The organism is Synechococcus sp. W55.2, from assembly GCF_047461635.1.
Taxonomy (GTDB): domain Bacteria; phylum Cyanobacteriota; class Cyanobacteriia; order Thermostichales; family Thermostichaceae; genus Thermostichus.
Window position 1 is genome coordinate 48,705 of the sequence record NZ_JANSHM010000006.1, and the last position, 23,975, is coordinate 72,679.

24 protein-coding genes are annotated in these 23,975 nt (G+C 59.5%); 13 read left to right on the forward strand and 11 right to left on the reverse strand.

What is annotated here, in order from left to right:
• Window positions 1-54: 54 nt before the first annotated feature.
• Window positions 55-303, forward strand: coding sequence for a photosystem I iron-sulfur center protein PsaC (psaC, locus tag NW828_RS02655; protein WP_011432199.1), 249 nt, complete (start codon window positions 55-57; stop codon window positions 301-303).
• Between the two features lie 186 nt (window positions 304-489).
• Here psaC and nadD read toward each other — a convergent pair whose 3' ends face one another.
• Both nadD and ruvA read right to left on the reverse strand, forming a co-directional pair.
• Entirely contained in the window at window positions 490-1,098 is a 609-nt protein-coding gene (nadD, locus tag NW828_RS02660; RefSeq protein ID WP_011432197.1) for a nicotinate-nucleotide adenylyltransferase, read from the reverse strand.
• Window positions 1,095-1,709 carry a Holliday junction branch migration protein RuvA gene (ruvA, locus tag NW828_RS02665; RefSeq protein WP_414381256.1) on the reverse strand — a complete coding sequence of 205 codons (615 nt, stop codon included), beginning with the start codon at window positions 1,707-1,709 and terminating at the stop codon, window positions 1,095-1,097. Before ruvA ends, nadD begins: the two co-directional genes overlap by 4 nt.
• Before the next feature lie 166 nt (window positions 1,710-1,875).
• On the opposite strand from ruvA, the gene NW828_RS02670 reads away from it, so the two are divergent.
• The 3 genes from NW828_RS02670 (at window position 1,876) to lspA (ending at window position 3,845) form a co-directional block, all read left to right on the forward strand.
• On the forward strand, window positions 1,876-2,679 hold the full coding sequence (locus NW828_RS02670) for an ABC transporter permease (RefSeq protein ID WP_414332041.1): 804 nt from the start codon (window positions 1,876-1,878) through the stop codon (window positions 2,677-2,679).
• A 156-nt stretch (window positions 2,680-2,835) separates the two neighbouring features.
• Window positions 2,836-3,060 carry a hypothetical protein gene (locus NW828_RS02675; protein ID WP_148202686.1) on the forward strand — a complete coding sequence of 75 codons (225 nt, stop codon included), beginning with the start codon at window positions 2,836-2,838 and terminating at the stop codon, window positions 3,058-3,060.
• A 260-nt stretch (window positions 3,061-3,320) separates the two neighbouring features.
• Entirely contained in the window at window positions 3,321-3,845 is a 525-nt protein-coding gene (gene lspA / locus NW828_RS02680) for a signal peptidase II (protein ID WP_414332043.1), read from the forward strand.
• An 89-nt stretch (window positions 3,846-3,934) separates the two neighbouring features.
• On the opposite strand, the gene NW828_RS02685 is transcribed toward lspA, so the two are convergent.
• Both NW828_RS02685 and cruF read right to left on the reverse strand, forming a co-directional pair.
• Window positions 3,935-4,975, reverse strand: coding sequence for a threonine aldolase family protein (locus NW828_RS02685; RefSeq protein WP_414381259.1), 1,041 nt, complete (start codon window positions 4,973-4,975; stop codon window positions 3,935-3,937).
• Window positions 4,976-5,022: 47 nt separating this feature from the next.
• Window positions 5,023-6,093, reverse strand: coding sequence for a gamma-carotene 1'-hydroxylase CruF (gene cruF / locus NW828_RS02690; protein WP_414381261.1), 1,071 nt, complete (start codon window positions 6,091-6,093; stop codon window positions 5,023-5,025).
• Between the two features lie 277 nt (window positions 6,094-6,370).
• Between cruF and NW828_RS02695 the strand changes: the two genes are divergently transcribed.
• Complete coding sequence (locus NW828_RS02695) at window positions 6,371-7,210, forward strand: M23 family metallopeptidase (RefSeq protein ID WP_414381264.1); 840 nt, start codon at window positions 6,371-6,373, stop codon at window positions 7,208-7,210.
• A gap of 89 nt (window positions 7,211-7,299) precedes the next feature.
• On the opposite strand, the gene NW828_RS02700 is transcribed toward NW828_RS02695, so the two are convergent.
• Window positions 7,300-7,965: a hypothetical protein gene (locus tag NW828_RS02700; RefSeq protein ID WP_414381266.1), complete on the reverse strand. Its 666-nt coding sequence runs from the start codon at window positions 7,963-7,965 to the stop codon at window positions 7,300-7,302.
• Between the two features lie 255 nt (window positions 7,966-8,220).
• Window positions 8,221-8,769 (reverse strand): NUDIX hydrolase, encoded by a 549-nt coding sequence (locus NW828_RS02705; RefSeq protein ID WP_011432186.1) that lies wholly within the window; start codon window positions 8,767-8,769, stop codon window positions 8,221-8,223.
• 140 nt (window positions 8,770-8,909) lie between these two features.
• On the opposite strand from NW828_RS02705, the gene trpE reads away from it, so the two are divergent.
• The 4 genes from trpE to NW828_RS02725 all read left to right on the forward strand — a co-directional run bounded on the left by trpE (window position 8,910) and on the right by NW828_RS02725 (window position 13,622).
• Window positions 8,910-10,430: an anthranilate synthase component I gene (gene trpE / locus NW828_RS02710; RefSeq protein WP_414381267.1), complete on the forward strand. Its 1,521-nt coding sequence runs from the start codon at window positions 8,910-8,912 to the stop codon at window positions 10,428-10,430.
• Between the two features lie 3 nt (window positions 10,431-10,433).
• Complete coding sequence (locus NW828_RS02715) at window positions 10,434-11,264, forward strand: phytanoyl-CoA dioxygenase family protein (protein WP_414381269.1); 831 nt, start codon at window positions 10,434-10,436, stop codon at window positions 11,262-11,264.
• A 540-nt stretch (window positions 11,265-11,804) separates the two neighbouring features.
• The gene (gene chlG, locus NW828_RS02720; protein ID WP_414381272.1) at window positions 11,805-12,965 is read left to right on the forward strand and encodes a chlorophyll synthase ChlG; all 1,161 of its coding nucleotides are present in this window, start codon (window positions 11,805-11,807) and stop codon (window positions 12,963-12,965) included.
• A 195-nt stretch (window positions 12,966-13,160) separates the two neighbouring features.
• On the forward strand, window positions 13,161-13,622 hold the full coding sequence (locus tag NW828_RS02725) for a hypothetical protein (protein ID WP_414343398.1): 462 nt from the start codon (window positions 13,161-13,163) through the stop codon (window positions 13,620-13,622).
• A gap of 385 nt (window positions 13,623-14,007) precedes the next feature.
• Here NW828_RS02725 and NW828_RS02730 read toward each other — a convergent pair whose 3' ends face one another.
• The 4 genes from NW828_RS02730 to NW828_RS02745 form a co-directional block, all read right to left on the reverse strand.
• On the reverse strand, window positions 14,008-15,396 hold the full coding sequence (locus NW828_RS02730) for an MFS transporter (RefSeq protein WP_414381274.1): 1,389 nt from the start codon (window positions 15,394-15,396) through the stop codon (window positions 14,008-14,010).
• 79 nt (window positions 15,397-15,475) lie between these two features.
• Entirely contained in the window at window positions 15,476-16,216 is a 741-nt protein-coding gene (locus tag NW828_RS02735) for a Uma2 family endonuclease (protein WP_414381277.1), read from the reverse strand.
• A gap of 40 nt (window positions 16,217-16,256) precedes the next feature.
• The gene (locus tag NW828_RS02740) at window positions 16,257-17,642 is read right to left on the reverse strand and encodes an aspartate ammonia-lyase (protein ID WP_414381287.1); all 1,386 of its coding nucleotides are present in this window, start codon (window positions 17,640-17,642) and stop codon (window positions 16,257-16,259) included.
• Between the two features lie 41 nt (window positions 17,643-17,683).
• Entirely contained in the window at window positions 17,684-17,950 is a 267-nt protein-coding gene (locus tag NW828_RS02745; RefSeq protein WP_414332053.1) for a hypothetical protein, read from the reverse strand.
• 293 nt (window positions 17,951-18,243) lie between these two features.
• Here NW828_RS02745 and infC point away from each other — a divergent pair, with 293 nt between their 5' ends.
• The 4 genes from infC to raf1 all read left to right on the forward strand — a co-directional run bounded on the left by infC (window position 18,244) and on the right by raf1 (window position 22,622).
• A complete protein-coding gene (infC, locus tag NW828_RS02750; protein WP_011432175.1) occupies window positions 18,244-18,801 on the forward strand; it encodes a translation initiation factor IF-3 in 558 nt (185 codons plus the stop codon).
• A gap of 15 nt (window positions 18,802-18,816) precedes the next feature.
• Entirely contained in the window at window positions 18,817-19,281 is a 465-nt protein-coding gene (gene bcp / locus NW828_RS02755; protein WP_011432174.1) for a thioredoxin-dependent thiol peroxidase, read from the forward strand.
• 126 nt (window positions 19,282-19,407) lie between these two features.
• A complete protein-coding gene (locus NW828_RS02760; RefSeq protein WP_414381279.1) occupies window positions 19,408-21,354 on the forward strand; it encodes a serine/threonine-protein kinase in 1,947 nt (648 codons plus the stop codon).
• Between the two features lie 164 nt (window positions 21,355-21,518).
• Window positions 21,519-22,622: a RuBisCO accumulation factor 1 gene (gene raf1 / locus NW828_RS02765; protein ID WP_414343401.1), complete on the forward strand. Its 1,104-nt coding sequence runs from the start codon at window positions 21,519-21,521 to the stop codon at window positions 22,620-22,622.
• 86 nt (window positions 22,623-22,708) lie between these two features.
• Here raf1 and proB read toward each other — a convergent pair whose 3' ends face one another.
• Window positions 22,709-23,824: a glutamate 5-kinase gene (gene proB, locus NW828_RS02770; RefSeq protein ID WP_041436197.1), complete on the reverse strand. Its 1,116-nt coding sequence runs from the start codon at window positions 23,822-23,824 to the stop codon at window positions 22,709-22,711.
• Between the last annotated feature and the right edge of the window lie 151 nt (window positions 23,825-23,975).

Here is a 23,975-nt window from a genome sequence, read left to right on the forward strand (position 1 = left end):
CGGATTCGGTAAACCTCTTTTTAACGTTTCAACCTGCTCGACTGGAGAACGCTAATGGCTCACTCGGTCAAGATCTACGACACCTGCATCGGCTGCACTCAGTGTGTGCGGGCTTGTCCCACCGACGTGTTGGAGATGGTGCCCTGGAAGGGGAACAACAAGGCTGGCATGATCGCTGCCGCTCCCCGCACCGAAGACTGCGTTGGCTGCAAACGCTGTGAAACCGCTTGTCCCACCGATTTTCTGAGCATCCGAGTCTACCTTGGCCCCGAAACCACCCGCAGCATGGGCTTAGCCTACTGATGGGGGCACCTGGCCGCAACCCCACTCTCAACTGCCCACAGAGCACAAGTATTCCAGAGTACCAGAAAAGCAGTTTACTTCCCAACACAGTTCCAGCCTTTCCCTCTTCCGGGGAGAGGCTGTGGCGTATGGCAGGTCTTAAGCTGTTTGGTGACTCTAGAGGGGGGATCCGCCCCCTTTTTTCCTTTAGGGCTGCAGATAGAGGCGGTGCTGACGGATATAGTGCTCCACAGCAGGGGGCACCAGGTAGCGGATAGACCCTCCCTTTTGGATTTGCTGTCGCAGGTAGGTGGAAGAGAGCGTCAGGGTAGGGGCTTCCAGGATTTGGGCTTGGATGGGCAGCTTTGCGGCCACCGCCTGCAGCACCTGGGCGGCATCGCCGGCATCCACCCGTGGGGCAACAATCCAATGGCAGAGGCGGGCCAGTTCTTCCGCTTGATACCACTGGGGCAGGTCCCGCAGAGCATCCACGCCGATGATCCAGTACCACTGGGTATTGGGTTGCTCCTGGATGAGGGTGCGCAGTGTCTCGATGGTGTAGGAGCGCCCCGAACGGCGGATCTCCAGCTCTGAGCAGGCGAAGCGCTCGTGGTCGGCAATGGCCAACTTGACCATGGCCAGGCGGTCGGCTTTGCTGGCGCCAGGGGCCAGAGGCTTGTGGGGGGGATCCCCGGCGGGCATCCACAGCACCTGATCCAGGTCAAACTGCCAAAGAGCTTGTTCTGCCATGATCAAGTGGCCATGGTGCACAGGGTTGAAGGTTCCGCCCAGAATGGCAATGCGGCGGTGCTTCATGGCTGCTGGCTCAGGTAGGTGATGGCATCCCGCAGCCAATCTTCTGTTGGGCGGGGGTGGGTGGGCAGAGCTTGCAGGGCAGCTTGAATTTCCTGAGTGCTGTAGCCCAGGGCCAGCAGGGCCATTTCCACCTCTTCCCGGATAGGCATGGGCGGCCCCCCGGCCAAGGGTTGATCCGCAACCCCCATCCCCTGTCGCCAGTGGGCCAGCTTGGTTTTCAGCTCCAAGGCCAGCCGCTGGGCCGTTTTATGACCTACCCCCGGCGTGAGGGAGAGCAGGCGCACGTTTTCGGTCACCACCGCCTGCACCAGCTCCGGCAGGCTGAAGGTATTCAGCAGGGCCAAGCCCAAAGCCGGCCCCACCCCCGAGACTTTGATGAGTTCCACAAACAAGTCCCGCTCGGCTGGCGAGCCAAACCCGTACAACACCAGCTCGGTCTCTCGCACCACCAAATGGGTGAACACCCGGACGGGCTCCCCCACTGCAGGCAGTTGCTTGAGAAAACGTCCTGGGGCCTTGACGCGATAGCCGATCCCCTGCACCTCAACAGTGAGGCTACTGCGCTCTCCCCATTCGATGGCCACAAGGTGGCCGCTTAAAAACGCGATCATGCTGCGAGTTTAATCTGGGTTTGGGATGCTCTGCTCGACTGGAGCTCCAAAGTCGGCCAAGCAATCTAAAGTCCTTGCCAAAGGCTGCTTCCCTACAAGGCTATTTCACAGACCATTTCTCTACCTGTAGACTGTTCCCCATCCAGCTCTGTATTCTCCCTCATCCATGCCGATTCGCCCTTTTCCCATCGGCCAATGGCTTTGGATCCTGTTCTCGCTGGGGGTGCTGCTCTTTCTCCATCTTCCTCTGCTGGTGATCGTCCTTTATGCCTTCAGCCCCGATGAGGCGACCTTGCGCTTCCCTTTGCCGGGGCTGACCTGGCATTGGTTTGCCGTGGCCTGGGGGCGGGCCGATATTTGGCGGGCCTTGTTTTTGTCTTTGCGGGTGGCTGTGCTGGCTACCGGAGTGGCGGTGGTGCTGGGATCCCTGGCGGCAGCAGCAGTCTATCGCAGCCGATTTTTTGGCCGCGAGACGATCTCGTTTTTGGTGTTGCTGCCCATCGCCTTGCCGGGCATTGTCTCCGGGATTGCCTTGCGCTCGGCGATCCATTTGCTGCATATCCCTTTCAGCTTTTGGACAATTGTTATCGGCCATGCCACCTTTTGTCTGGTGGTGGTGTACAACAACGTGCTGGCCCGGTTTCGCCGCATGGGACGCTCTCAACTGGAGGCTTCTGCCGACTTGGGGGCCAACCCCCTGCAAACTTTTCGCTACATCCTTCTGCCCGAACTGGCCTCGGCCCTATTGGCGGGATCCCTGCTCGCGTTCGCGCTGTCTTTCGATGAGATTATCGTCACCACCTTCACCGCCGGCCAGCAGCAAACCCTGCCGATCTGGGTGTTCAGCCAGCTCACCAAGCCTCGGCAGCGCCCGGTGATCAGCGTGGTGGCCCTGGGGGTGATCGGCCTGACGGTGCTCCCCATTTGGCTGACCCATCATTGGACTCAAGAGAAAACCTCAACTCGCTGATGGCTCTTTCCAACCTCAGGCAAGGTTTGCACTTGGAGGGATCCCTAAGTATTGGCCGGAGTCGCTGTAACAGCAAGGAAACGCTGGCCCTGGTTGATCGCAGAGCCCTTGTGAGAAAATGTAACAAGCATTTCATTTGTGAAAATTGAGGTATCTATGGCTGTCACTCGTGCCGGACGCGCCCCTCTCGTGCGGGGCAGCAGCGAGGGAAATCCTGCCAAGTTCATGGAAATGGCCAGCGCTTTGCTCAACACCCGCACCCGCCAAGGCAGCGGCAAAAAGGTTCAGGATCGCTCTTCCTACGGCAAGGCGGGCAATCCGCAAGAGTTTATGCAGATGGCCAGTGAATTGCGCCGCTCCCTGGAGCAGCAGGGTCGGTAGCCAATCCTGTCCACCCCCAGGGGATCCCCGTCCAGTTGCCTAAGCTGGACGGTTTTCTTGCTGCTCCTCTCAAGCCAGAGGCGGCCAATCGCTTCTGAGGCCACTCACCGGTGTTGGATCCCGTTACAGGCCCAACTTCGAGTCCAGAGCTCCGCCCTTGAGCTTCTGTGCAATGAGCCGGCAGAAGAGCAGCATGTCAGGATGGGAAAAGTGCTCATCGGGGCGCTCTTGCCGGTGGACGTGATTGAGGCCAAGACGACATGAAAAACAAAGGCTTTTGGCTGGCCGGGATCCTGGGGGTAATCTTGGATCAGGCGACCAAGCACTGGGCAGTGGAACGGCTGCTGCCGGGGCCAGAGATTGAGCTGTGGCCAGGGGTGTTTCACCTCACCTACGTGGAGAATACCGGCGCTGCTTGGAGCCTGTTTGAAGATTCGGCAGAGCTCTTGAAGTGGATCTCGCTGGGGGTGGCGCTGGCGTTGGCGCTGCTGGCCATTCGCGGCGGGATCCTGGGCCGATGGGAACAGGCCGGCTATGGCTTGGTGTGGGCAGGAGCCGTGGGGAACGGCATCGACCGCTTCGTCAACGGCTATGTGGTGGACTTTTTCAATTTGATCTGGATTCGCTTTCCGGTATTCAACGTGGCGGATGTGGCCATCAACCTTGGGGTGGCCTGTCTGCTGATTGGTCTGCTACAGGACAACTCGAAGAAAACGGGATCGACTTCCGCCTCGCCCTGCCTGGAGAAAAAGCCCGGTCGCGACAGCACCCACTTTAAGGATTGACGAGCGGATGAACAGCCTTCAGGGATCCCTTGGGATGCTCAGGCCTTTGGCCAGGGGGATCCCCGGTCAGCTGCAAGGACTCCGTCCGCCTATTGCAAACGGCTGGCTTGCTGAGCCACCTGGCAGAAGCGCTCGACATCTGCGGGCAAAGTGTTAAAAGCTGTCACCAGGCGGATTAAGTGGTGACCTTCCCCCAGCCAGCGGTAAAACCGAAACCCCGCTCCCTCTAGGGCCTGGAGAACCGGCTCCGGCAGCTCGATAAAAACCTCATTGGCCTCGGTGGGATATACCAACCTGGCTCCCGGCAGGGATCCCAGTCCCTGCGCCAACCGTTGGGCCATCGCGTTGGCATGGCGAGCATTGCGCAGCCACACCCCATCCTGGAGATAAGCCTGCAATTGGGCAGACAAAAAGCGCATCTTCGAAACCAGATGGCCACTGCGCTTGCGACGAAACTCAAAATCGCCCACCTGATCTGGATGAAAAAACACCACCGCTTCCGCAGCCCAGGCTCCATTTTTGGTGGCCCCAAAGGACAGCACATCCACCCCCGCTTTCCAGGTCATCTCGGCAGGGGTGCAACCCAAACTAACCAGGGCATTGGCAAAGCGGGCCCCATCCATATGCACCTTGAGGCCAAAGTGATGGGCCAAATCCGCCAGGGATCTGAGCTGCTCCAAGGAGTAGAGGGTGCCAGCCTCGGTGGCTTGGGTCAGGCTGAGGCAGGTAGGCTGCACGTGATGAACCACCCCAAACCCCGCCCGCTCCAGGGCCGTTTTTAAGTTGCCCCAGTCGATACGGCCTTGTTCCCCTGGGATCCCCACCAACTTGGCCCCACCTGTAAACAGCTCTGGCGCTCCACATTCGTCCAGATTGATGTGGGCCTCGGGATGGCAATAAATCGCCCCGTAGGGCGGGGTGAGCACCGAAAGGGCCAGGGCATTGGCAGCAGATCCTGTTGCCACCGGAAACACTGCCACTTCATGCTCAAAGATCTCGGCGAAGAGCCTCTGCACCTGCGCTGTGCATTCGTCTCCTCCATAGGGCATGGCGGATCCCCGGTTGAGGGCCAACAGGGCTTCCATCACCTCAGGACAAGCGCCTGTAACATTGTCGCTGCAAAAGTTCATGGCATGGACAACCCAAGGGATCTCGCCGAGGAAGGGTTAGGGCCAGCTTACTTCGCGCCAACCCAACCGGGATCCTCCAAAGTATCCCAGTCCCGACCTGCCTCTCCCTCAACCGTTTGCAATAGCGGGACAGAGTCCTTTTGGGGATGGGAAGGCGGCTCAGGCTGGTCGCGATAGCGGGACGGAGTCCTTTCGCAATAGCGGGATGGGGTCTTTGCACTCCACCACAACCCCAAAGCGGGCCCCAACCCCAACAACAGGCCCAGCCCCGCCGGCGCAACAATGCCGGAGCCCAGGCTCATCAACAGGGCAAAAGCAAAATTAGCTACATAGAGCACCAGCGGCCCCACCAACTGGCGGCGGTCAAGGATGGGTTGATCCTCGCCCCATAGCAGATTGGCCACCGTCATGAAGGCAGCCCCAGTCAGCATCCAACCCCCGAAGTTTTGCAGCGGCATACCGAAGAAGGGCCCCGGCTGAAACCACGTCCAAAACGGGATCAAGCCGCGGGTCATGGCCGGATCCAGCACGAAGTCCCAAGCGGTGAGCAGCAACGCCCCCAACATAATGGCCTCGAAGTGGATCAACCAGTGGCGCTGGGTTTGCAGAGCCACACGCGCCAACAAGTAGGACGACAACCCCACATAAAACCAAGACAGAGGGATGGTAAAAGGCACCAACCCGGCAATCTTATAGCCCAGCCCACTCAGGTAGCCATAGTTGCCAAAGGGGATCCCAGTGCTGGTACCCAACAGCTCACTGCCCAAGGAAATGCCCACCGCCGGGATCAAAAACATCAACAGGCGCCGCATCCCCAACAGCCGGGATCCCATCAGAGCTGCCGCCAGCGCACCGAACACCATGTAGGCCACGCCGCCATTGCCCATGCTCAAGGAGAAAGCTTGAATGCCAATGGGGGGCAAACTGGCCACCCACTCAGGATGGGGTACAACCCAGAGCAACCCTGCCAACCCAAAAAGCAAAGACAGAATGTGCAAACCCAGAGCTAAGGCCTCCAGCCGCTGCCAAATCGAGCCAGACAGGGGCAGAACACTTCGCCCAACAGAAGACTGGAAAGGCAGGCTGACGAGAACACCAGAGGACGAGAACCAACGCATGAGAAACTCCCGAAGAGTGGTTAAGCGAAGCCGCTCTGTCTCCTTGCAACCCATACGGCGGCTGAGGGAAAAAGCGGATGGCCCCAAGAGAGAGCCTAAAGCCAAGAACAAGCCCGCTTGCTTGCAGGCCGGCCTACTTGGGATGGCCCTCTGGGCAGGGATGTCACCACCGCTAACGGTGACACTGCTGATATTTTGCTGCCTATTGTATCAATTCGTAAACATATCGCCCGTTTTTCCTCAGGTCTCCTCCCCGTCTTCGCCGCAGGTATCCCGGGTGGGGGTGTACGCCCAGTTGGCTCGTGCTGTGGAGCGCCAGGACTGGCTTCAGGCCCTGCAGCTGGTGGATCTGTTGCAGCAGCACACGGAAGATCCCGCCCAGCGTCAGGATCTGGAAGACTATCGGCTGGAGCTGGAAAAATATCGTTCTGCTTATGGGGATCCGCCGCCGCCCCAGTGGCCGTTTTTGCACAAGCCCTTTGTTGGGGAATTTCCTGTCACCAACCTCTTCGACCATGACTTGCCTTTGGGGGAGAGGGATGGCAACAGACGGTTTGTGAGTGGGCAAGGCCAAGTTTGGATCCCTGGCCCGCTGCACCCCTGTGGCAAAAGCGATGGCCATGCCGGTTATGACTGGGAGATGCCGGTGGGCACCCCGATTTTGGCTGCTGCCGCAGGACGGGTCACCTTGGCCCGTGAGGAGCCGGAGTTTTTTTGCCCCGGCTTGGGCCGACCGGTCAGGGGGTTGCGGGTGCGCCTTTTGCACGAGCCAGAACTCTCGGAGGGGGAGAGAACAGATGGGAGAGCACTTCCCCGCTGGGAGACCCTCTACGCCCACCTCAGTCAAATCGGGGTGCAGGAGGGGCAAGTGGTGGCCGCAGGAGCAGTCATCGGCCTATCGGGAGACAGCGGCTGTGCCAGCGGGCCCCATCTCCATTTCGAGGTGCGTCGCTTCGACAACACCAACTCCGGCCAACCAGCTGCCGTCGATCCCTACGGGTGGTTTGGGTCTGGCCTGGATCCCTGGAGCATTCATCCCCTTGGGGCCGAAAGCCTGTTCCTTTGGCAGGTGGGACAAGCCCCCAGTTTGGGAGCTTGCTGGCAAGGGCAGCGATAGCCGAGACGGACATCCGCTCCGCGCGAGACCTCGCTGACAAAGATGGATATTGACAGGCAGATTCACAACAGTCACAACAGATGATGGACTTATAGATCTCGACGGACAAAGCCATCCCCCTCCCATTGGTAGAGGGTAGCCCTCAAATCACGGCTGGCACCGGGCGGGCTTGAGATGACCAGGATCCCTTGCGGGCTGACCCGCAGGCTGGCATTGCTCAGATCCGTCACGCTCAGCAGTGGCACAAGTCCCTCAGGCCGGTGTTCCAAGACCAAGACAGAGCGCAGCAGGCTGATGCCCCCTCGCTCGGTGAGGAGCACCAACTTGGGCTGTGGGCTGGAGGTAATGTCCGTGCGCAGGTGAGCCTCCACCAACCGTCCTGGGATCGGCTCAGCTGTGTGGAGTAGACGAAAGCTATACCCCCCCTGGTGCTCGAAGCTGAGAACGCGCACCACCGGCTCCACGGTGGGCTGCCGCTGAATCTGAAACACAGCCACCACATCCTGGCGAGATGGAGAGGTTAGGCTGGTCGGGAACAGGCGCAGGTTTTCACCGCGATTGCCGCGAATAAAATCCCACCAAATGGATTGATTGAATAAAGCCACAACCCCACCTCGAGCAGCGCCGCCCTCAGAAGGAACCGGCAGCAGCGGAAGCACAGGCTGGGGATAGGCAGGAACAGCAGCAACCGGTAGAGTGGCAGCCAAAGCCGCTCCCCAGACTATTCGACCACAGGAATACAGCAGTTTCCGCATATTTCCTCACTCCTCGCCCCTAAAATTCTAAAGGACTCCAAGGTTCTCCCAGTCAACCAAACAGCCGGGATACAGGGATCCCTTTTATGTCGAACGCAACCTCAATCTCACCTTGATCTCGCCTGGCAATGGGCTACCAAGTTAGGGTGAAAAGCCTGGAGCTTCCTCTGTAGCCAACAAAGTCGGCTTGGAGAGACGCCCCGCCAATTGGAAAGGATCCTACAGGAGCAAGGGGCAGCCCCCCGACGGAGAGCTTTATTTTTCAGCAGCCAAAAACAGTTGAGCTCGCCAAAAGCAGGCGATGGACTTGCTGTCCAAATCCATTCCCAAACGGGCCATTTCTGTAAGCTCAGAAGCAGAAAACTCCACTACGGTAATATCTTCATCCTCATCCTTATCGGGAGGGGAATCCAGCACTTCCAGCTCCCGCGCCAAATAGGCATACATAATCTCGCTGGAATAGCCGGGGCACAAATAAAATTGGCCAAGGGGATCCCAGCGATGGGCACGCAGGCCGGTTTCTTCTTCCAGCTCGCGGCGAATGGTGTCATCGGGATGCTCCCCTGGCTCGACTGTGCCTGCCGGAAATTCATAAAGGTAGGAGGCAACCGCAAAGCGATATTGACGAATGCAGACGAACTTGCCTGCTGCAGTTACAGGCACGGCCACCACCCCCCCGGGATGGATGAGGTACTCCCGCTCCCCCTCTTTGCCGTTGGGAAAACGCAAACGCTGGCTGACGAAGGTGTATTTATGGCCTTGATAGCGCAGGCGCTCACGAATCACCTGAGATGGGTTTTGCATGGCAAGGGATCCCGAGAGTAGAGCCGCTCTCAGCTTAATGGTTTTCGGCGCTGTTGCAACCGGGCAATCCAGAGGGATTCACACGCCCTTGGGATCCCGTGTCTGGGGTAGAGTCAGGAAAAGCACAAAAGTTGCAGGCCATGATTTACCCTCCCTTGAAGGAGTTTCTTGCCCTCACCAAGCAGGGCAACTTTATCCCGGTGTACCAGGAATGGGTGGCGGATTTGGAAACGCCGGTTTCTGCCTGGTATCGGGTTTGTGCTGGCCAGCCCTACAACTTTCTCCTGGAGTCGGTGGAGGGGGGGGAGCATGTAGCCCGCTACAGCTTCCTGGGCTGCGACCCCCTGTGGGTATTGGAAATACGGGGAGATCAAGCCCTACAGCGCTACCGCGATGGCCGACAGGAGCACCACCAAGGGGATCCCTTTGCCATCTTGGCCCGCTGCTTGCAGCCCTATGAGCCGGTGCATTTGCCGGAATTGCCCAGCAGCATCGGCGGCCTGTTTGGCTACTGGGGCTACGAGCTGATTCGCTGGGTCGAACCCAAGGTGCCCATCCACCCCCTGCAGCCGGGGGATCCCCCTGATGCCGTTTTGATGCAGGTGGACAGCATTTTGCTCTTTGACCAGGTAAAGCGCAAGATTTGGGTGGTGGCCTTCGCCGATACCCGTCACCACGCTCCTGAGGAAGCCTATGCCCAAGCCTGCCGGCGGGTGGAAAAGCTGATGCAGCAGCTCAGCGCTCCTCTTTCTCTGGCCCATCTGCACCTCAACTGGAAGCCTCACCTGCCAGAAAGGACTCCGTCCCGCTGGCGCGAACAAATCCCTCCCAGCACCCTGAGCCGCCCGGCCTACTGCCAAGCGGTGGAACGGGCTAAGGACTACATCCGCGCCGGAGATATCTTCCAGGTAGTGCTCTCGCAGCGGTTTACCATCTCCTTTGCGGGGGATCCCTTTTGCCTCTACCGCTCGTTGCGGCTGATTAACCCTTCCCCTTATATGGCGTTTTTGCAGTTTGGGAATCTCTGCCTCATCGGCTCCAGCCCAGAGGTGATGGTCAAACTCAGCCGGGTGGGAGAAGACCGCATCGCCACTGTGCGCCCCATTGCCGGCACCCGCCCCCGCGGCACCACCCCTCTGGAAGACCGGCAGCTGGAGCAAGAGCTGTTGGCAGATCCGAAAGAACGGGCCGAACATGTGATGTTGGTGGATCTGGCCCGCAACGACCTGGGACGGGTCTGCCAACTGGGATCTGTGCAGGTGGATGACCTGATGCAGATCGAGCGCTACAGCCATGTGATGCACATTGTCAGCAACGTGGTGGGGCGGCTGGATCCCCAGTACAGCGCCTGGGATCTGCTGCGGGCCACCTTCCCTGCCGGCACTGTTACCGGCGCCCCCAAAATCCGCGCTATGCAGATTATCCATGAGCTGGAAGGATGCCGCCGCGGGCCCTATGCCGGCGCCTATGGCTACTACGACTTTTCTGGCCAACTGAACACCGCCATCACCATCCGCACTCTGCTGGTTCATCAGGGCCAGGTGAGCTTGCAGGCCGGGGCAGGTATTGTAGCCGACTCGGATCCGGAGCGGGAATATCAAGAATGTCTGAACAAAGCGCGGGGCATGTTAATGGCTGTGGCCAGTTTGCAGGAGACCTAGCCGATGTTGGCCCAGTTGCGCTTCAGCCCTGCGGTTCGCGTCAGCGGGACGGAGTCCTTACAGGAGCTCCAGCAGCCGGATCCAGAGACCGTAGAGCAGGCTTTTGAACTGTTTTCCACAGAGGGCTATCTGGTGTTGCCGGAGATCTTTCCCCCCGAGCTCATCGACAAGTTGCACAGCAGCTTTCTGGCCACCTACAGCCACTACTGCACCCACGAAAACCACGCCGATGCCCTGTTAGTGGGCAATAGACGGGTGATGGTAACGGTTCGCCTGGAGGGCCCCTTCAACGATCCCCTCATCTATGCCCATCCTCTGATCTTGCCCATCCTGAAGCGGATTTTGGGGCCGGAGTTGATCTTGAGCGGGCTGGGGGCGGTGGTCTCTCTGCCGGGATCCGCCGATCAACAAGTTCACCGGGATCTGTCTCATCTGTTTGGCGACGAGACCTTGGATGCGATCATTCCTTGCTATGCCCTGAATTTGCTTATTCCTCTGGTGGAGGTCAACGAAGAGAACGGCATGACCCGTCTCTGGCCCGGCAGCCATGCGGTCTTCGATGCCCACTATACCGAGCTGGCCCAGCAGATGCCCTTTGTCGATCCGCCCCTGGCCAAGGGATCCTGCCTCCTGTTTGACTACCGCCTGATTCACCTGGGTCGGGCCAATCGCTCCCCTGCCCCCCGTCCCCTTCTCTACAACACCTACAGCCGCGCTTGGTTTCGGGATCCTGTCAACTACACTCGGCAACCTCCCCTGGTGATCCCGGCCCAAGAGAAAGAGCGGATCCCAGCGGAGCACCAAAACCTATTCGTGACGGCACAGATTGTGTAGATGGCCCGGAACTGCGAGCTGACCGAAAACTCGGCGGCTCAGGCCCCGGCATTTATGCCTAGGGATAAGCTACCGTCTCCTGATAGGATGTGAGTATCGCTCCACCCATTTTATAGAAAGGTGCAGTGCTGAAGGTGAAGTAGAAGTATCTGGGGTGTTTCCACATCCCAGTAGCTGGTGCGTTCGCCTTGGCGGCGCGAAGCGCTTTGGCGTCCCCCACGGTGCTGCGGTATAAGCCACATGCTCGGTGTAGCTCAGTCAGTGGGAGTTGTTTTGCTGGCTGAGAACGGATCCTCTGGCTTTAGCCGTGGGGAGAACGTCAACCTCTCCTCTTGTTTGAGGAATCCGGTCAGCTAGACCGCCGAGAAGCGACGCCCTCTATGTATCAGCATGAGGGTCAGGATGAAAGGCGGAAACCCTTGCTATGGTAAACACAGAGCGGTGGGGCATCCCGTTCTTAAAGCTCAGGAAATGTCCTTAACAGGAGTCACTGAGAAGCTCGTACTCTATGCATCAGCATGAGTGCGGGAGTATGTCACGATGTCTCTGAATGGGGGTGGTTATCCCCGTTATCGCAGTTGGATTGCGCACCTCACCATGAGCGAAAAGATCCCCCAAGATCCCTCCTTGCCGGAAGTGGCGGCTGAGATGGCCTTTGCTGCGGAGCCCAGCATAGCAGAAGGAGCTGCTTCAGAAGAAACCACCCCAGACTCGGATCCCGGCAAGGGATCCCCTGGCACCGGCGGGTCGAATGCGCAGCGTGTCCGCCAACTGCTGGGCATGAAAGGGGCAGAGGTGGAGTCTCGCTCCATTTGGCAGTTGCACCTGCAGCTGATGAAACCGGTTACCTGGATTCCTTTGGTGTGGGGCCTGATTCCAGGAGCGGCTTCCTCGGGTCACTTCACCTGGACTTGGGAGAATGTGGCTCTCATTTTGGTGGGCATGATCCTGGCAGGCCCCCTGATGACGGGCTATACCCAAACGGTGAACGAATACTACGACCGCGAGATCGACGCCATCAACGAGCCCTACCGCCCCATTCCCTCCGGCGCTATTTCTCTGCAGCGGGTGGTTATCCAGATCTGGGTGCTGCTGATCTTGGGGTTGGGCTTGGCCTATGCCCTGGACTGGTACACCGGCCATGACTTCCCGGTGATCACCTGCATTGCGCTGGCAGGAGCCCTGATTGCCTACATCTACTCGGCGCCGCCCCTGAAGCTCAAGCGCAACGGCTGGCTGGGCAACTATGCCCTTGGTGCCAGCTACATCGCCCTGCCCTGGTGGACAGGCCACGCCTTGTTCGGCGAGCTGAACTGGACGGTCTGCATCCTGACGCTGATCTACAGCTTGGCCGGGCTGGGGATTGCCGTGGTCAACGATTTCAAAAGCATCGAAGGGGACAGGCAGTTTGGCTTGGCCTCTTTGCCGGTGATGTTTGGGGCAATGGGGGCCGCTTGGATCTCGGCGCTGATGATCGACCTATTTCAGTTCAGCATGGCCTCATTTTTGCTGGGGGCGGGCCTAAAACGTTACGCGGCCATTTTGGTGCTGCTGATCATCCCCCAAATAACCTTCCAAGATATGTACCTGCTGCGGGATCCTTTGAACAACGATGTGAAATACCAAGCCAGCGCGCAGCCCTTTTTGGTGTTGGGCATGTTGGTGGTCGGGCTGGCGTTGGGCCGCTCGGGGCTGTGGTAGTCGAGCCGACGGCAAAGTGCCCATCTTGGCAACAGAGGTGACGGCTTCCGCCCTGGGTTCGGCCCGACATCTGGGCCAAGATCAAGTCAAGATCAAGTCAAGATCAAGTTAAGTTGAGCCAGGGATCCATCCCCTGCAAGGATCGTTGGCGGATCCCTGGAAGCTGTTATGGCCCTGGGCCAAAGGAGATATCCAATGAAGCTGTTGTTTCCCCTCCAACTCGGCCTAAGCCTGGCTTTGCTCTTGGGGCCGCTGGCCGTCTCTCCCGCCCAAGCGCAGCGGATCGTCATCGACGGGCGGGGGATCGTGGTAGAACCCAGCACAGGTGGCTCGGTGATCCTCAATCCCGACCAGCCGGTCTTTTCTCCAATCTTGCCCTCTGCAGTTCCTTTTTCCATCGATGAAGAAGGCAAGATCGTCTCTGCCCCTGGCTACCGCTGCAGTGCGGCTACTGCTGCCGACAACTCCCCCATCATCTGTCGCTCCCAGTTCAACCGCAACGACGTGGTGGTGTATGAGCGGGACGGCCAATCCAACACCTTCCTTGTGAACATCGACAACACGGTGACCCGGCCCTCCGGCAGTGGGCTGCGGATTGTGCCCAACCCTGAACCGGCGACTCCCTCGGGTAGCGGCCTGCGCATCATCCTAGACTGAGGGCAGGGATCCCTTCACCTCTTGTCCAGTTGCAACCGCAGCATTTGCTCTGCATCCTAGAGAGGTTTGGCGAAGAAATAGCCCTGGCCATACTCGCAGTTTAACAGCCTCATTGGTGCAGTCGCTGTAGGGTTTCGATCCCTTCGGCAGTGACATCCATTCCCAGGCTGCGGGCCAAGGTGATGATCAGGCAATGGTCTCGGCATTTTCTTCATTCGGCCCCCAGCGCGAGATGAAGGAGTGATCGATTTTCAGGCCATTTTTTCAGGCCATTGATGAGGTAATCCTGCAGGCCCCTGAGAGAGGAGTAGCCTGGGCCGAAGATCAAAACCCCCGCAATTGCGCCAGTTGCTCTGCCGCTAGAAACCGTAGCCTATTTTGCGGTCTAAGGAGATCTTTCGGTGCTGGGGTGGTATTGTTGCCGTCTTTCTTCCAATTCCATCAGGATCTGCTGATGACGCTGCCGGGTGATTGGGTAGAACCACACCAGCAGGATCCCGCCGATCAGGGCCACCGCCGGTAAGGGGCCAATGGCAACGCGAATGGCCAACAAAGCCGATTCCGGCTGGATGGGCAGGGCCTCTCCGGCCACCGAAGGCACGAAGCCGGCCCAATCCAGAGCTTGCCCCACGAAAAACAGTCCCAGCGCCAGGCCCACCTTTTGTAAGAACACCATAAAACCGTAGAAGATCCCCTCCCGCCGCTCCCCGGTTTGCAGCTCATCCAGGTCGATCACATCCGGCAACATCGACCAAGGGCCGAGATAGGCTGTAGCAGAAACCCCAATGCCGGCCAACAGAGCCAGCCCAATCATGATCCCTTGCTGGCCGGGCTGGAGGAAAAACAGGCCCGCCTGCGAGATCAGCCAAAACCCCGCCCCGATAAGGTACATGGTGCGCTTGTCCAGATGGGTGCTCAGTTGGGTCCAACCGAACAGCGTCAGCACTGCGATCCCCTGTACCGCCAGTACCACCAAGGAAATCCACACCTCCGGCAGGCCCATCCAGAAGACGATGAAATAAGGGATGATTGTGGCTGTGAACTGAAACGCTAGCCAAGAACACAGGTAGATGCCGCTGACAAACAGGTAGGGGCGGTTGCTGAAGGCCACCCGCAGTTGTTGAACCAGGGGCATGGGATCCCGTTGGAATGGATACCGTTCTCGCACCCCCCAAAAACAGATCAGCAAGGGCACAGCCGAGATCACTCCAAAACAGGCTCCGGCCAGCAGATGGCCGGCAGCCCGATCCGGCAGCAGGTTGACCAAGAGCGGAAAGGTAACCACCGCAACCATGCTGCCCCCTACAGAGAAGGCAAAGCGGAATTGGTTGAGCTGGGTGCGCTCGTCGTAATCCTGGGTCAGCTCCGCTGTCAGGGAGGCGTAGGGAATATTGGCCGCAGAGTAGAAGGTATTGAACAAGAGCGACACCGCCAGGTAGTAGGCAAACAGGGGGCCAATCCGACCGGGAAAAGGGATCCACCACTGGGCCAGGAACGTGAGGCCGAAGGGGAGGGCGGAAAACAGCAACCAGGGACGGCGACGGCCCCAACGACTGCGGGTACGGTCGCTGAGAATGCCGATGATGGGATCGTTGATGGCATCCCAAATGCGAGTGATGGCGTAGATGCTGCCGGCTAGGCCTGCCGACATGCCAACGGTATTGGTGAGAAAGGGCAGCAGGAAAAAGATGAGGATGTTGGCCGTCATGCCTGTGCCCAGATCCCCCACCCCATAGGCCAGCTTCGTCCACAAACTGAGTCGCTGTCTGGTCATCATGTCCTCCTGGAATGCCAGGATTCCAGTGTAGGGGGTAGGTGGAGATTTCTTTTTTGGGGATCCCTGGAAAAGCTGATCAAAATTCAGGGTCTTCTCCCAGTTCCCGTAGCCGCTGGGCCAGTCGTTCGGCTCGGGAGCGTTCCAATTCTGCCCGCTGCCGTTCCAATTCTGCCCGTTGCCGTTCCAATTCAGCCCGCTGCCGTTCTAGTTCAGCTCCCGTAGGCAACAATTGCCCTGCCCTATCATACCAGCGCACCCAAAAGCGTTCTCGCCCCTCGTAGGATCCCCACCACCGACCGATACTCAAGTCCAAATCGGGCAACAGAATGGGGGGATGTTCTTCAGCGCCTGAGCCGGGGAGCAGCTCATAGTGTCCGCCCTGGAGTTGATAAACATTCAGCTCATCGGTCTCTAGCTCGAAGGTGACGTAGTAGGGGATCCGCAGCCGCCTTTCGTAGAGCTGGAATTTGGCTTGTCCGGGTTTTTCTTCCCCCTGGTCGTTGCAGATGATCTCCAAGATGAGAATAGGCAGGATATTCCCTTCATCCCAAACCACATAACTTTTGCGGGCAGTGCCATCCCGCCAACGGGGAACCCCCAGCACCAGAAACAAATCTGGAACAATGACCTGCCGGGGTAGGGCGTAGTAAAGGCCCATATTGCAAGCCACAAAAAAGTCTTGCCGATCTGACCAGTGCAGCAGCAGCGGTTCCCGGAGGAGGGGGTATTGGCGGCCTTGATCCTCGTTGTCCAAGGGGGTGTCGTCTGTATCAGGCAAGTCGTGCTGGGTGGGCCAGCGATAGGGGGCGATGGTCATGGCCAGGCAGGAGCAGTATGCCTCCACTGTAGCGAATGGGTTAGGACTGCATTTGGCTCATCGCCTCCAGATCCAGCACCTTGGCCACCTGTTCCGGGGTCATCAAGTTGCGCTCTAAGACAATCTGCCGAATGGACTGGCCGGTTTCCAAAGAAGCCTTGGCCACTTCTGCAGCTTGCAAATAGCCGATGTAGGGGTTGAGGGCGGTCACCAAAGCCAGCGTCCCTTCTGCGTAGCTACGGCAGCGCTCCGGTTTGGGGGTGATGCCTTGAATACAGCGCTCGGCAAAGACCCGCAGGCTGCTGTTCAGAATCTGCAGGCTGTGCAGGAGGTCATAGGCAATCAGGGGCATCATCACGTTGAGCTCAAATTGCCCCGCTTGGGCTGCGAGGGTGATGGCGGTATCCAGCCCAATCACCTGGAAACAGACCATGTTCAACATCTCGGCTATCACCGGGTTGTACTTGCCAGGCATGATGGAAGAGCCGGGCTGCACCGGCGGCAGTTGGATCTCCTTCAGGCCGGTCTTGGGGCCAGAATCCATCAGCCGCAGGTCGTTGGCCAGCTTGATGCCATCTTGGGCCAGGTTGCGCAGGGATCCCGACAGATGCACAAAGGGGGCCATGCTCTGCATCGCCGCCATGGGGTGGGGAGCAGGGGTGAGGGGCAACTGGGTATACTCTGCCAGCCGTTGCACCACCTTTTGCCGGTACTGGGGATGAGTGTTGAGGCCGGTGCCGACGGCGCTTCCCCCCAGCCCCAAGCTGCACAGGGCCTGGCTGGCCTCCTCAATCCAGCGACGGTGTTGGGCAAAGATGGCCGCGTAGGCGCCGAAGCTATCCCCCAGCCGCACTGGCACCGCATCCTGCAAATGGGTGCGACCGGCCTTGAGGATGCCGCGAAACTCTTGGGCCTTCTGCTCCAGCGCCGCTACCAAATTGTCCAGCGTGCCCAGAAAATCCCGTCGCACCCGCAGCAGGGCAGCCAGACGAATGGCGGTGGGGATGACATCGTTGGTGGACTGGCCGTAGTTGACATGGTCGTTGGGGCTGACCCGCTCGTAGCGGCCCTTGGGCTCCCCCAGGATCTCCAGAGCGCGGTTGGCCAGCACCTCGTTGACGTTCATGTGGTGGGAGGTGCCCGCCCCCGCCTGGTACACATCCACCACAAACTGATCCCGCAGGGATCCCTGGAGGATCTCATCCGCCGCTTGGACAATCGCCTTGGCCACCTCTGCCGGAATGCACCCCAGCTCGCCGTTGACCTCCGCCGCCGCCTTTTTAATCAGCACGCAGGCCTCCACATACTCTGGCAGGGGTTTGAGGCCGCTGATGGGGAAGTTCTCCAGGGCACGGGCGGTCTGGATGCCGTAGTAAACCGACTGGGGTAGTTGCCGCTCCCCCATTGAGTCTCGTTCGCTGCGCACCTCAGCCAAGGCTTTTCCTCCCCCGTTCGCGGATCCTTGGGCTAGCTTCCGGCAGCCTTCTCTGAGGGTGTCTCGACGGCTGCAGATAAGTTTTGTAAAGTAGCCTGCAACTGCTGGCTGAGGCGCTCGTTGTTCTCTGCCAAGACCAACACCATGGCCGCACAGGCCAGATGCACCCCCGCTCGAAATTCTGCCGAAGACTTGTACTGGATCAGCGCTTCGCTATCCCCTTCCCGCGGGCTGAGGATGAGCTGAACCGACTTTTGGGCCAACTCTGTCAGTTCCCGTTCCGTTAAACCGAGCTGCACCGCTTCTGCCCTCCCTGCTGGCCGACAAACAACCCTCGATCCTGTTCAAGATCGCCACTTTGGTATCCTACCGCGGCCTGGCAGGATCCCCAAGTGAGCAGGCCTTGACAACGCTTGACGGCTCTAGAAAGAGACGGAAAATGCCGGTTAGTATAGGTGCAGCCTGCCTTGGCCTGCGGGCCAGTGGCCGACTTTGATTGGAGAGTCCAAACTCAGGGTTCGGCACTGCTCCAAAGGGGGCTAGTCCTACTTAGCATTTGTCTTGTGTTGTTATTTCGTTGAGAGAGGAAAACTTGACCGTAGAGCGTCCACCTGACCGCTTCCCCCGCAAGCAGCGCGCAGAGCTGCCGGCTATCAACGAGCGCATCCGCTTCCCCAAAATCCGCCTTATCGATACCGACGGCACTCAGTTGGGGATCATGAGCCCGCGCGAAGCCCTGCGCCTGGCAGAAGAAAAAGATCTGGACTTGGTCTTGGTGAGCGAAAAGGCCGACCCGCCCGTCTGCCGCATCATGGACTACGGCAAGTTCAAGTTTGAGAAGGAGAAGAAAGAACGGGAGGCCCGCAAGAAGCAACACACTGCCGAGATCAAGGAAGTGAAGTTTCGCTACAACATCGGCGAGCACGACTACAACGTGCGCCTGCGCAGCGCCCAACAGTTCTTGGGGGATGGAGACAAGGTGAAAGCCACGGTGATGTTCCGCGGTCGTGAGGCCCAGCACGCCGAGTTGGGGGAAGAATTGCTGCACCGCTTGTTCAAAGACTTACAAGAAGTGGCGGAAATGCAGCAGCCCCCCCAAAAGGAAGGGCGAAACATCACGATGATTCTCTCTCCCAAAAAATCGGTCTGAGGAGGGATCCCACCCATGCCCCTTGCCGTTGGGGATCCGGCTCCGGAGTTCACCCTGCCCGATGCCGAGGGCAATCCCATCAGCTTGAGCCAGTTGCGGGGACAGCGGGTGGTGCTCTATTTTTACCCGCGGGACAACACCCCCGGCTGCACCCAAGAAGCCTGCGGCTTTCGGGATGCCTACGCTGACTATCAAGCCCACGGCATCGCCATCTTGGGGGTGAGCGCCGACGATGCCCGTTCCCACCAAAAATTTGCCCAGAAGCTGCAACTGCCCTTCCCCCTGTTGGTGGATGAGGGGGCCAAGGTGGCCAGGGCTTACGGGGTCTATGGGCCGAAAAAGTTCATGGGCAAAGAGTACAACGGCATTCACCGCACCACTTTTGTTATTGATCCGGAGGGGAAGATCGAGGCCGTTATCACCAAGGTCAAGGTGGAAACCCACGCAGCGGAGCTGCTCAAGCAGTTGACCGGCTCTTAGGCTTTCCGGTGGGAGTTCGGCAGACCTGCTGCTGGGCTCGTTGTTCTGGAACCTGAGCCAAGACGGGAACGAAAAGAGCAAAAAAAGATGTAAAGTGCCGGTATTGATTCCTCGTGGGCTAGGGCCGTGTCCCGACGCAGCCGTACCCTCAAGTCGATTCACGACAGCTACCAAATGTTGGGTTTGGCCGGCCAAGGGCAGTACGGGCGTGTATTCTGTGCCCGTCCCCGTCAAGGAGGAGACCTGGTGGCCCTGAAGGAGCTGCCGGCGGAGCGCTTTCCCACCCAAAATCTGCTGCGGGAGCTGCGCCATCTGCTCACCCTCAACCACCCCAACATTACCCGCTGCTACGCCCTCGAACATGCCCGCGAAGGTCGCTACCTGGTGTTGGAGTACTGCGAGGGAGGCACGCTGCGGGAGCTGATCGACCAGGTGGAGCAAGGGCTGTGGCTGCCGGTCAAGCAGGTTTTGGGCTTTGTGGATCAGATTTTGGCCGGGTTAGATCATGCCCACCGGCAGGGGGTGATCCACTGCGATGTCAAGCCCGAGAACATCCTGCTCAAGCCCACGCCCCAGGGCTGGCAACTGAAGCTGACAGACTTTGGCATTGCCCGCCACTCCCAGCCTCTTCCCGATGAGATCAGCGCCACCGGATCCCCTGCCTACATGGCTCCCGAGCGCTTCTACGGTCAGTTTAGCCCTGCCTCGGATCTCTACGCGGTGGGGATCATCCTGCTGGAGCTGTTGACAGGCCGGCGGCCTTTTTCCGGATCCCCCGTCCAGTTGATGCACGCCCACCTCAACCAGCCGTTTGTCTGTCCCGAAGGGATCCCTACCCCGCTGCGGGAGGTGCTGGAGATAGCCCTACGCAAGTTGCCCTTGCGGCGGTTCCGCACTGCTGCCCAAATGCGGTCGGCTTTGGCGGTGGTTGCCCAAGAGTGGCAAGAGCCGGCCAGTTGTTGGGTTGGCCCTCGCCTGCCCAGATGGCCGCCCCCTGGGGTACAGGTTTGGGATCTGCCGGATCTGGGCTCTGTTGACACTGGCGGGATGGAGTTCCTGGCCGAGCAAAAGTTCTGCATCTGCGAGGATCCCAGCGGCTCCAGATCCCCGCTGCTGTTGCGGGTGACCCCCCAGAGGCTGGAATGGCTGGAGCTCCAGAACCTTGCCCTGGGATCCCCTGCTTTGGCCCGTTTTTCCCTGGACGAGCCAATTCGGGCGGTGCTGCCCTTGAACACCTTCCCGGAAGCCCTGGCCTTCTCCCGAAGCAGCCTTTTGCACCTCAGCCCCAGCCGCATCCGCACCTTGCTCAGCTTTGAGGAGGATTGGCAGGCCACCTGGCTGGCAGAGCGACAGGAGCTGGTCTGGGCCACCGCCCAAGAGTTGGGGGCCGTACAATGGCAGCCGGCCACGTCGACAGGAACACAGCCTTTCCCCGATTCCCGCTGCTATTTTCGTTGGCCTTGGCAGGGATCCCTGTCCCGCTTGCTGGCCCTCTCGGAGCATCTGGTTTTGTTGACAGGTGTGGGGCAGCAGTGGGTGGAGATGAGCCTCTTGCCCTATCCCAAGGGACACCATCCCACTGTCGCGACCGGTTGGTCTCTGCAGACGGGATCCCAGCCCGTTCGCCATCGCCTGCCCTTGGATCCCGAAGGGATGGTGATCAGCCTGGGGGAACGGTTGCTCTTTGCGGCAACAGATGAGGGAAGGGAAGGCCAGCAAGGTTGCTGCCCCTATCTCCACTCGGTGCAGGTGAATCCGCTGCGGGTGCGCCGCTGGTTCTTGAAAGGGCAACCTGTCCAGATGGCCAAGGCCCCTTGGGGCGTGCTGCTGCTGTGTCGAGATGGGGAACAATCCACTTCCCTCTGGCTGTACAGTGAAAAAGGGGATCCCTTGGCCCAAGTAGCTGTGCCTAACGGCTCACAGGTGTTGCAGGTGGGCCAAAGGGGCAAGATTTGGCTGCAGGTGCCCAAAGCAGAGAAATCTCACCTGTCTCAGCTTTGGCAATTGGATCTGAACTGCTTGCCGGTGAGTGGACAGCCTTCCCAGGTGATGCTGTGCGACCCAGCGATCTAGAGTTTCGCCAAGGACTCCGTCCCGCTGTCGCGACCGGACTCGGCCAGAACCGCTATCAGCCCTAAGATCAAGTTTGAAGATCAAGTTTGGCCAGATGCCCGGCCAGCTCTGCTGGGCTGTGGACCAGGGGAGTGGTGATCTGTCCAGCCTGTTGGAGAACAAGCATGAGTCAGTATCTGCCGGAACCTGCTGCTGTGGAGGAGGATCCCAGCTTGTTGGTAGAGCGGCTGCGCCGCAAAGAGGGCCGGTGGCTGGATTGGGCCAAGGCCTGTCAAGCTTTGCAACGACAGAAAATGACTCCCCAGGCCATCTTCGAGGCAACCGGGTTTGAGCCCATTCACCAAAACCAGATCCTTGTTGCGGCCCAGGTTTACGAAGGGATGGCCAAAGCAGGAGCCAGCCCAGAAGTTCTGGGGCATTTTGCCCATAAAGGCAGCGATATCCTCTACGAGTTGCGCATTCTCTCTCCACAGGATCGGGTTCGGGTGGCGGAATTTATCTTCAGTCGCCATTTGAATGCCGCTGATGCTCATGAGATCGCCCGCGCCGTGAAAAATTATGCCCAGCTCCAACAGCTTCCGGAAGGGTTTACGGATCACCCCGGCGATGCGGTAGCCTATCAGGCCTGGAGAACGGCCCAGCAAACCCGCGATCTGCAGGAGCGAACTCGGGCTATCGGTCGAGCGTTTCAGTATGTCCACAGTGATACAGCCCGCCGACAGGTGGAGCAGCTCTTGTCCACGATTGCCACCAGCTCCCGCCCCCAACGCAGCGTTTTGCCCAAGCTGTCCGTGTTTCGCTTGGAAGAAGATCTGCCGCGACTGCTGCCGGTGGCCGGATCCCTGCCTCTTGCAACTGCCGCCTGGGAAGGGATCCCCCCCAGCGAGCCGCAAGGGCCCTTTGGCTGGGTCAACAGCCCGGCGGAGCAGACTTGGATGGCCTTGCCTGCTTGGCCGGTGATTCAAAAGGCCGGGGATCCGGTGATCCTTCAGGTGGAAAACCGGCTTTTGGGATCCCTGTTGGGTTTGCCGGTGCCTGCCGGTGAAGAACAGGATCCGGTTTTGCTGGTGGTCGATCGCGCCGCTCGGGTTTGGGAGGGAGCTCAGATGGCGGGATTTTTCCTGGTGGATCGGGCCGGATCCCTGGCGGTGGAGTGGATAGAAGACTCGCCCTCCTCTCCCCTGTTGGGCCAGGTGCTGATGGCCGTGCGCCCCCCGCGGGTTTTCGATGAGGTGCTGGCTCAGGATCCCTGGCAGTTGGAAGAATAGGCGTTGGGATCCCGCCGTTGTAGCCATTCGTGCTAGTGGTGCAGAGCACCGCGCCTGGACTCGCCCCCATGGCCTCACCCATGGCCTCAATTGAGCAAGGCCAAGTTATCCCGGTGGACGGCAGTATCAACCCCTTCGTAGCCCAGGATGCGGGGAATCTCGGCAGTTTTTTTGCCCTTAATCTGCCGCAGCTCCTCGGCGCTGTAGTTCACCAGGCCCCGCGCCACCTCCTGGCCGCTGGGATCGCACAGGCGCACGGCAGCCCCCGCCTCAAACTCCCCAGAAATGGCTGTGATCCCTGCCGGCAACAGCGAGCGCCCTTGCTCGCACACCGCTCGTACCGCCCCCTCATCCAAAGTCAAAGATCCCTCGGGGATGAGGCCGTAGGCAATCCATCGCTTGCGGGCGCTGGCGGGCTGAGGAGCCGGATCAAAGCGGGTGCCGATGGCCTCGCCGGCCAGAATTGCCGGGATCTGCTCAGGCCGTTTGCCATTGGTGATCACCACCGTTACCCCTGCAGCTGTAGCAATTTGAGCAGCGGTCAGTTTGGTGGCCATGCCGCCGGTGCCCCAGCCGCTTTTCCCCTGGGCTTCGGCCTTCACCTGTAGCGGGATCCCGGGCAACACCCGCTCAATGGGCTGGGCAGAGGGATCTCGGTTGGGGTCAGCCGAATAGAGCTTGTCCACATCGGTGAGCAGGATAAGCCACTTGGCCTGCACCATGCTGGCCACTAACGCCGAAAGCGAGTCGTTATCGCCGAATTTCAGCTCCTCCACTGCCACCGTGTCGTTTTCATTGACGATGGGAATAACCCCCATCTGCAGCAGTTGGGCAAAAGTGCGATTGGCGTTCACGTAGCGGCTGCGCTCCACCAGATCGCCGCGGGTGAGCAGCACTTGGGCAATTGGCTGGTTCAGAGCCGAGAAGAGGTCATCGTAAAGGCGGATCAACCGCCCCTGTCCCACCGCAGCCACCGCCTGCTTCTCGGCAATAGCCGTCGGTCGTTGCCGCCAGCCAAGGCGAGCACAGCCCACCCCCACCGCCCCAGAGGAGACCAAGATCACCGCATACCCCTGCCTGCGCAGGTGGGTCAGCACCTCCACCAGCGGCCCCAACACCGAAAGACGCAACAAGCCGGTCTGAGTATCTGTCAGGCTGGAGGTGCCGATCTTCACCACCACCGTCACGTCTGTTGTCGCCATCGCCGCTCTCAACCCATCCTCCCACCCCTCTATTCACCATAGCGCCACCATAGCGGAGTCAAGACGCAGCTGTATTGACCAAAAGGCGCGGCAAGCCCCGTCCTTCAGGGCAGGGAAGGATAGCGCCGACCGTAGCCGACGCCCTTTAAAA

Excerpts from the sequence above, each read along its gene's own strand:
- proB (WP_041436197.1), bottom strand. The coding sequence starts at position 23,824 with ATGGCGACAACAGACGTGACGGTGGTGGTGAAGATCGGCACCTCCAGC.
- chlG (WP_414381272.1), top strand. The coding sequence starts at position 11,805 with ATGTCTCTGAATGGGGGTGGTTATCCCCGTTATCGCAGTTGGATTGCG.
- lspA (WP_414332043.1), top strand. The coding sequence starts at position 3,321 with ATGAAAAACAAAGGCTTTTGGCTGGCCGGGATCCTGGGGGTAATCTTG.
- cruF (WP_414381261.1), bottom strand. The coding sequence starts at position 6,093 with ATGCGTTGGTTCTCGTCCTCTGGTGTTCTCGTCAGCCTGCCTTTCCAG.
- NW828_RS02700 (WP_414381266.1), bottom strand. The coding sequence starts at position 7,965 with ATGCGGAAACTGCTGTATTCCTGTGGTCGAATAGTCTGGGGAGCGGCT.
- NW828_RS02685 (WP_414381259.1), bottom strand. The coding sequence starts at position 4,975 with ATGAACTTTTGCAGCGACAATGTTACAGGCGCTTGTCCTGAGGTGATG.
- ruvA (WP_414381256.1), bottom strand. The coding sequence starts at position 1,709 with ATGATCGCGTTTTTAAGCGGCCACCTTGTGGCCATCGAATGGGGAGAG.
- NW828_RS02670 (WP_414332041.1), top strand. The coding sequence starts at position 1,876 with ATGCCGATTCGCCCTTTTCCCATCGGCCAATGGCTTTGGATCCTGTTC.
- psaC (WP_011432199.1), top strand. The coding sequence starts at position 55 with ATGGCTCACTCGGTCAAGATCTACGACACCTGCATCGGCTGCACTCAG.
- NW828_RS02735 (WP_414381277.1), bottom strand. The coding sequence starts at position 16,216 with ATGACCATCGCCCCCTATCGCTGGCCCACCCAGCACGACTTGCCTGAT.
- trpE (WP_414381267.1), top strand. The coding sequence starts at position 8,910 with ATGATTTACCCTCCCTTGAAGGAGTTTCTTGCCCTCACCAAGCAGGGC.
- bcp (WP_011432174.1), top strand. The coding sequence starts at position 18,817 with ATGCCCCTTGCCGTTGGGGATCCGGCTCCGGAGTTCACCCTGCCCGAT.
- NW828_RS02730 (WP_414381274.1), bottom strand. The coding sequence starts at position 15,396 with ATGACCAGACAGCGACTCAGTTTGTGGACGAAGCTGGCCTATGGGGTG.
- NW828_RS02715 (WP_414381269.1), top strand. The coding sequence starts at position 10,434 with ATGTTGGCCCAGTTGCGCTTCAGCCCTGCGGTTCGCGTCAGCGGGACG.
- raf1 (WP_414343401.1), top strand. The coding sequence starts at position 21,519 with ATGAGTCAGTATCTGCCGGAACCTGCTGCTGTGGAGGAGGATCCCAGC.
- NW828_RS02725 (WP_414343398.1), top strand. The coding sequence starts at position 13,161 with ATGAAGCTGTTGTTTCCCCTCCAACTCGGCCTAAGCCTGGCTTTGCTC.
- NW828_RS02705 (WP_011432186.1), bottom strand. The coding sequence starts at position 8,769 with ATGCAAAACCCATCTCAGGTGATTCGTGAGCGCCTGCGCTATCAAGGC.
- NW828_RS02675 (WP_148202686.1), top strand. The coding sequence starts at position 2,836 with ATGGCTGTCACTCGTGCCGGACGCGCCCCTCTCGTGCGGGGCAGCAGC.
- nadD (WP_011432197.1), bottom strand. The coding sequence starts at position 1,098 with ATGAAGCACCGCCGCATTGCCATTCTGGGCGGAACCTTCAACCCTGTG.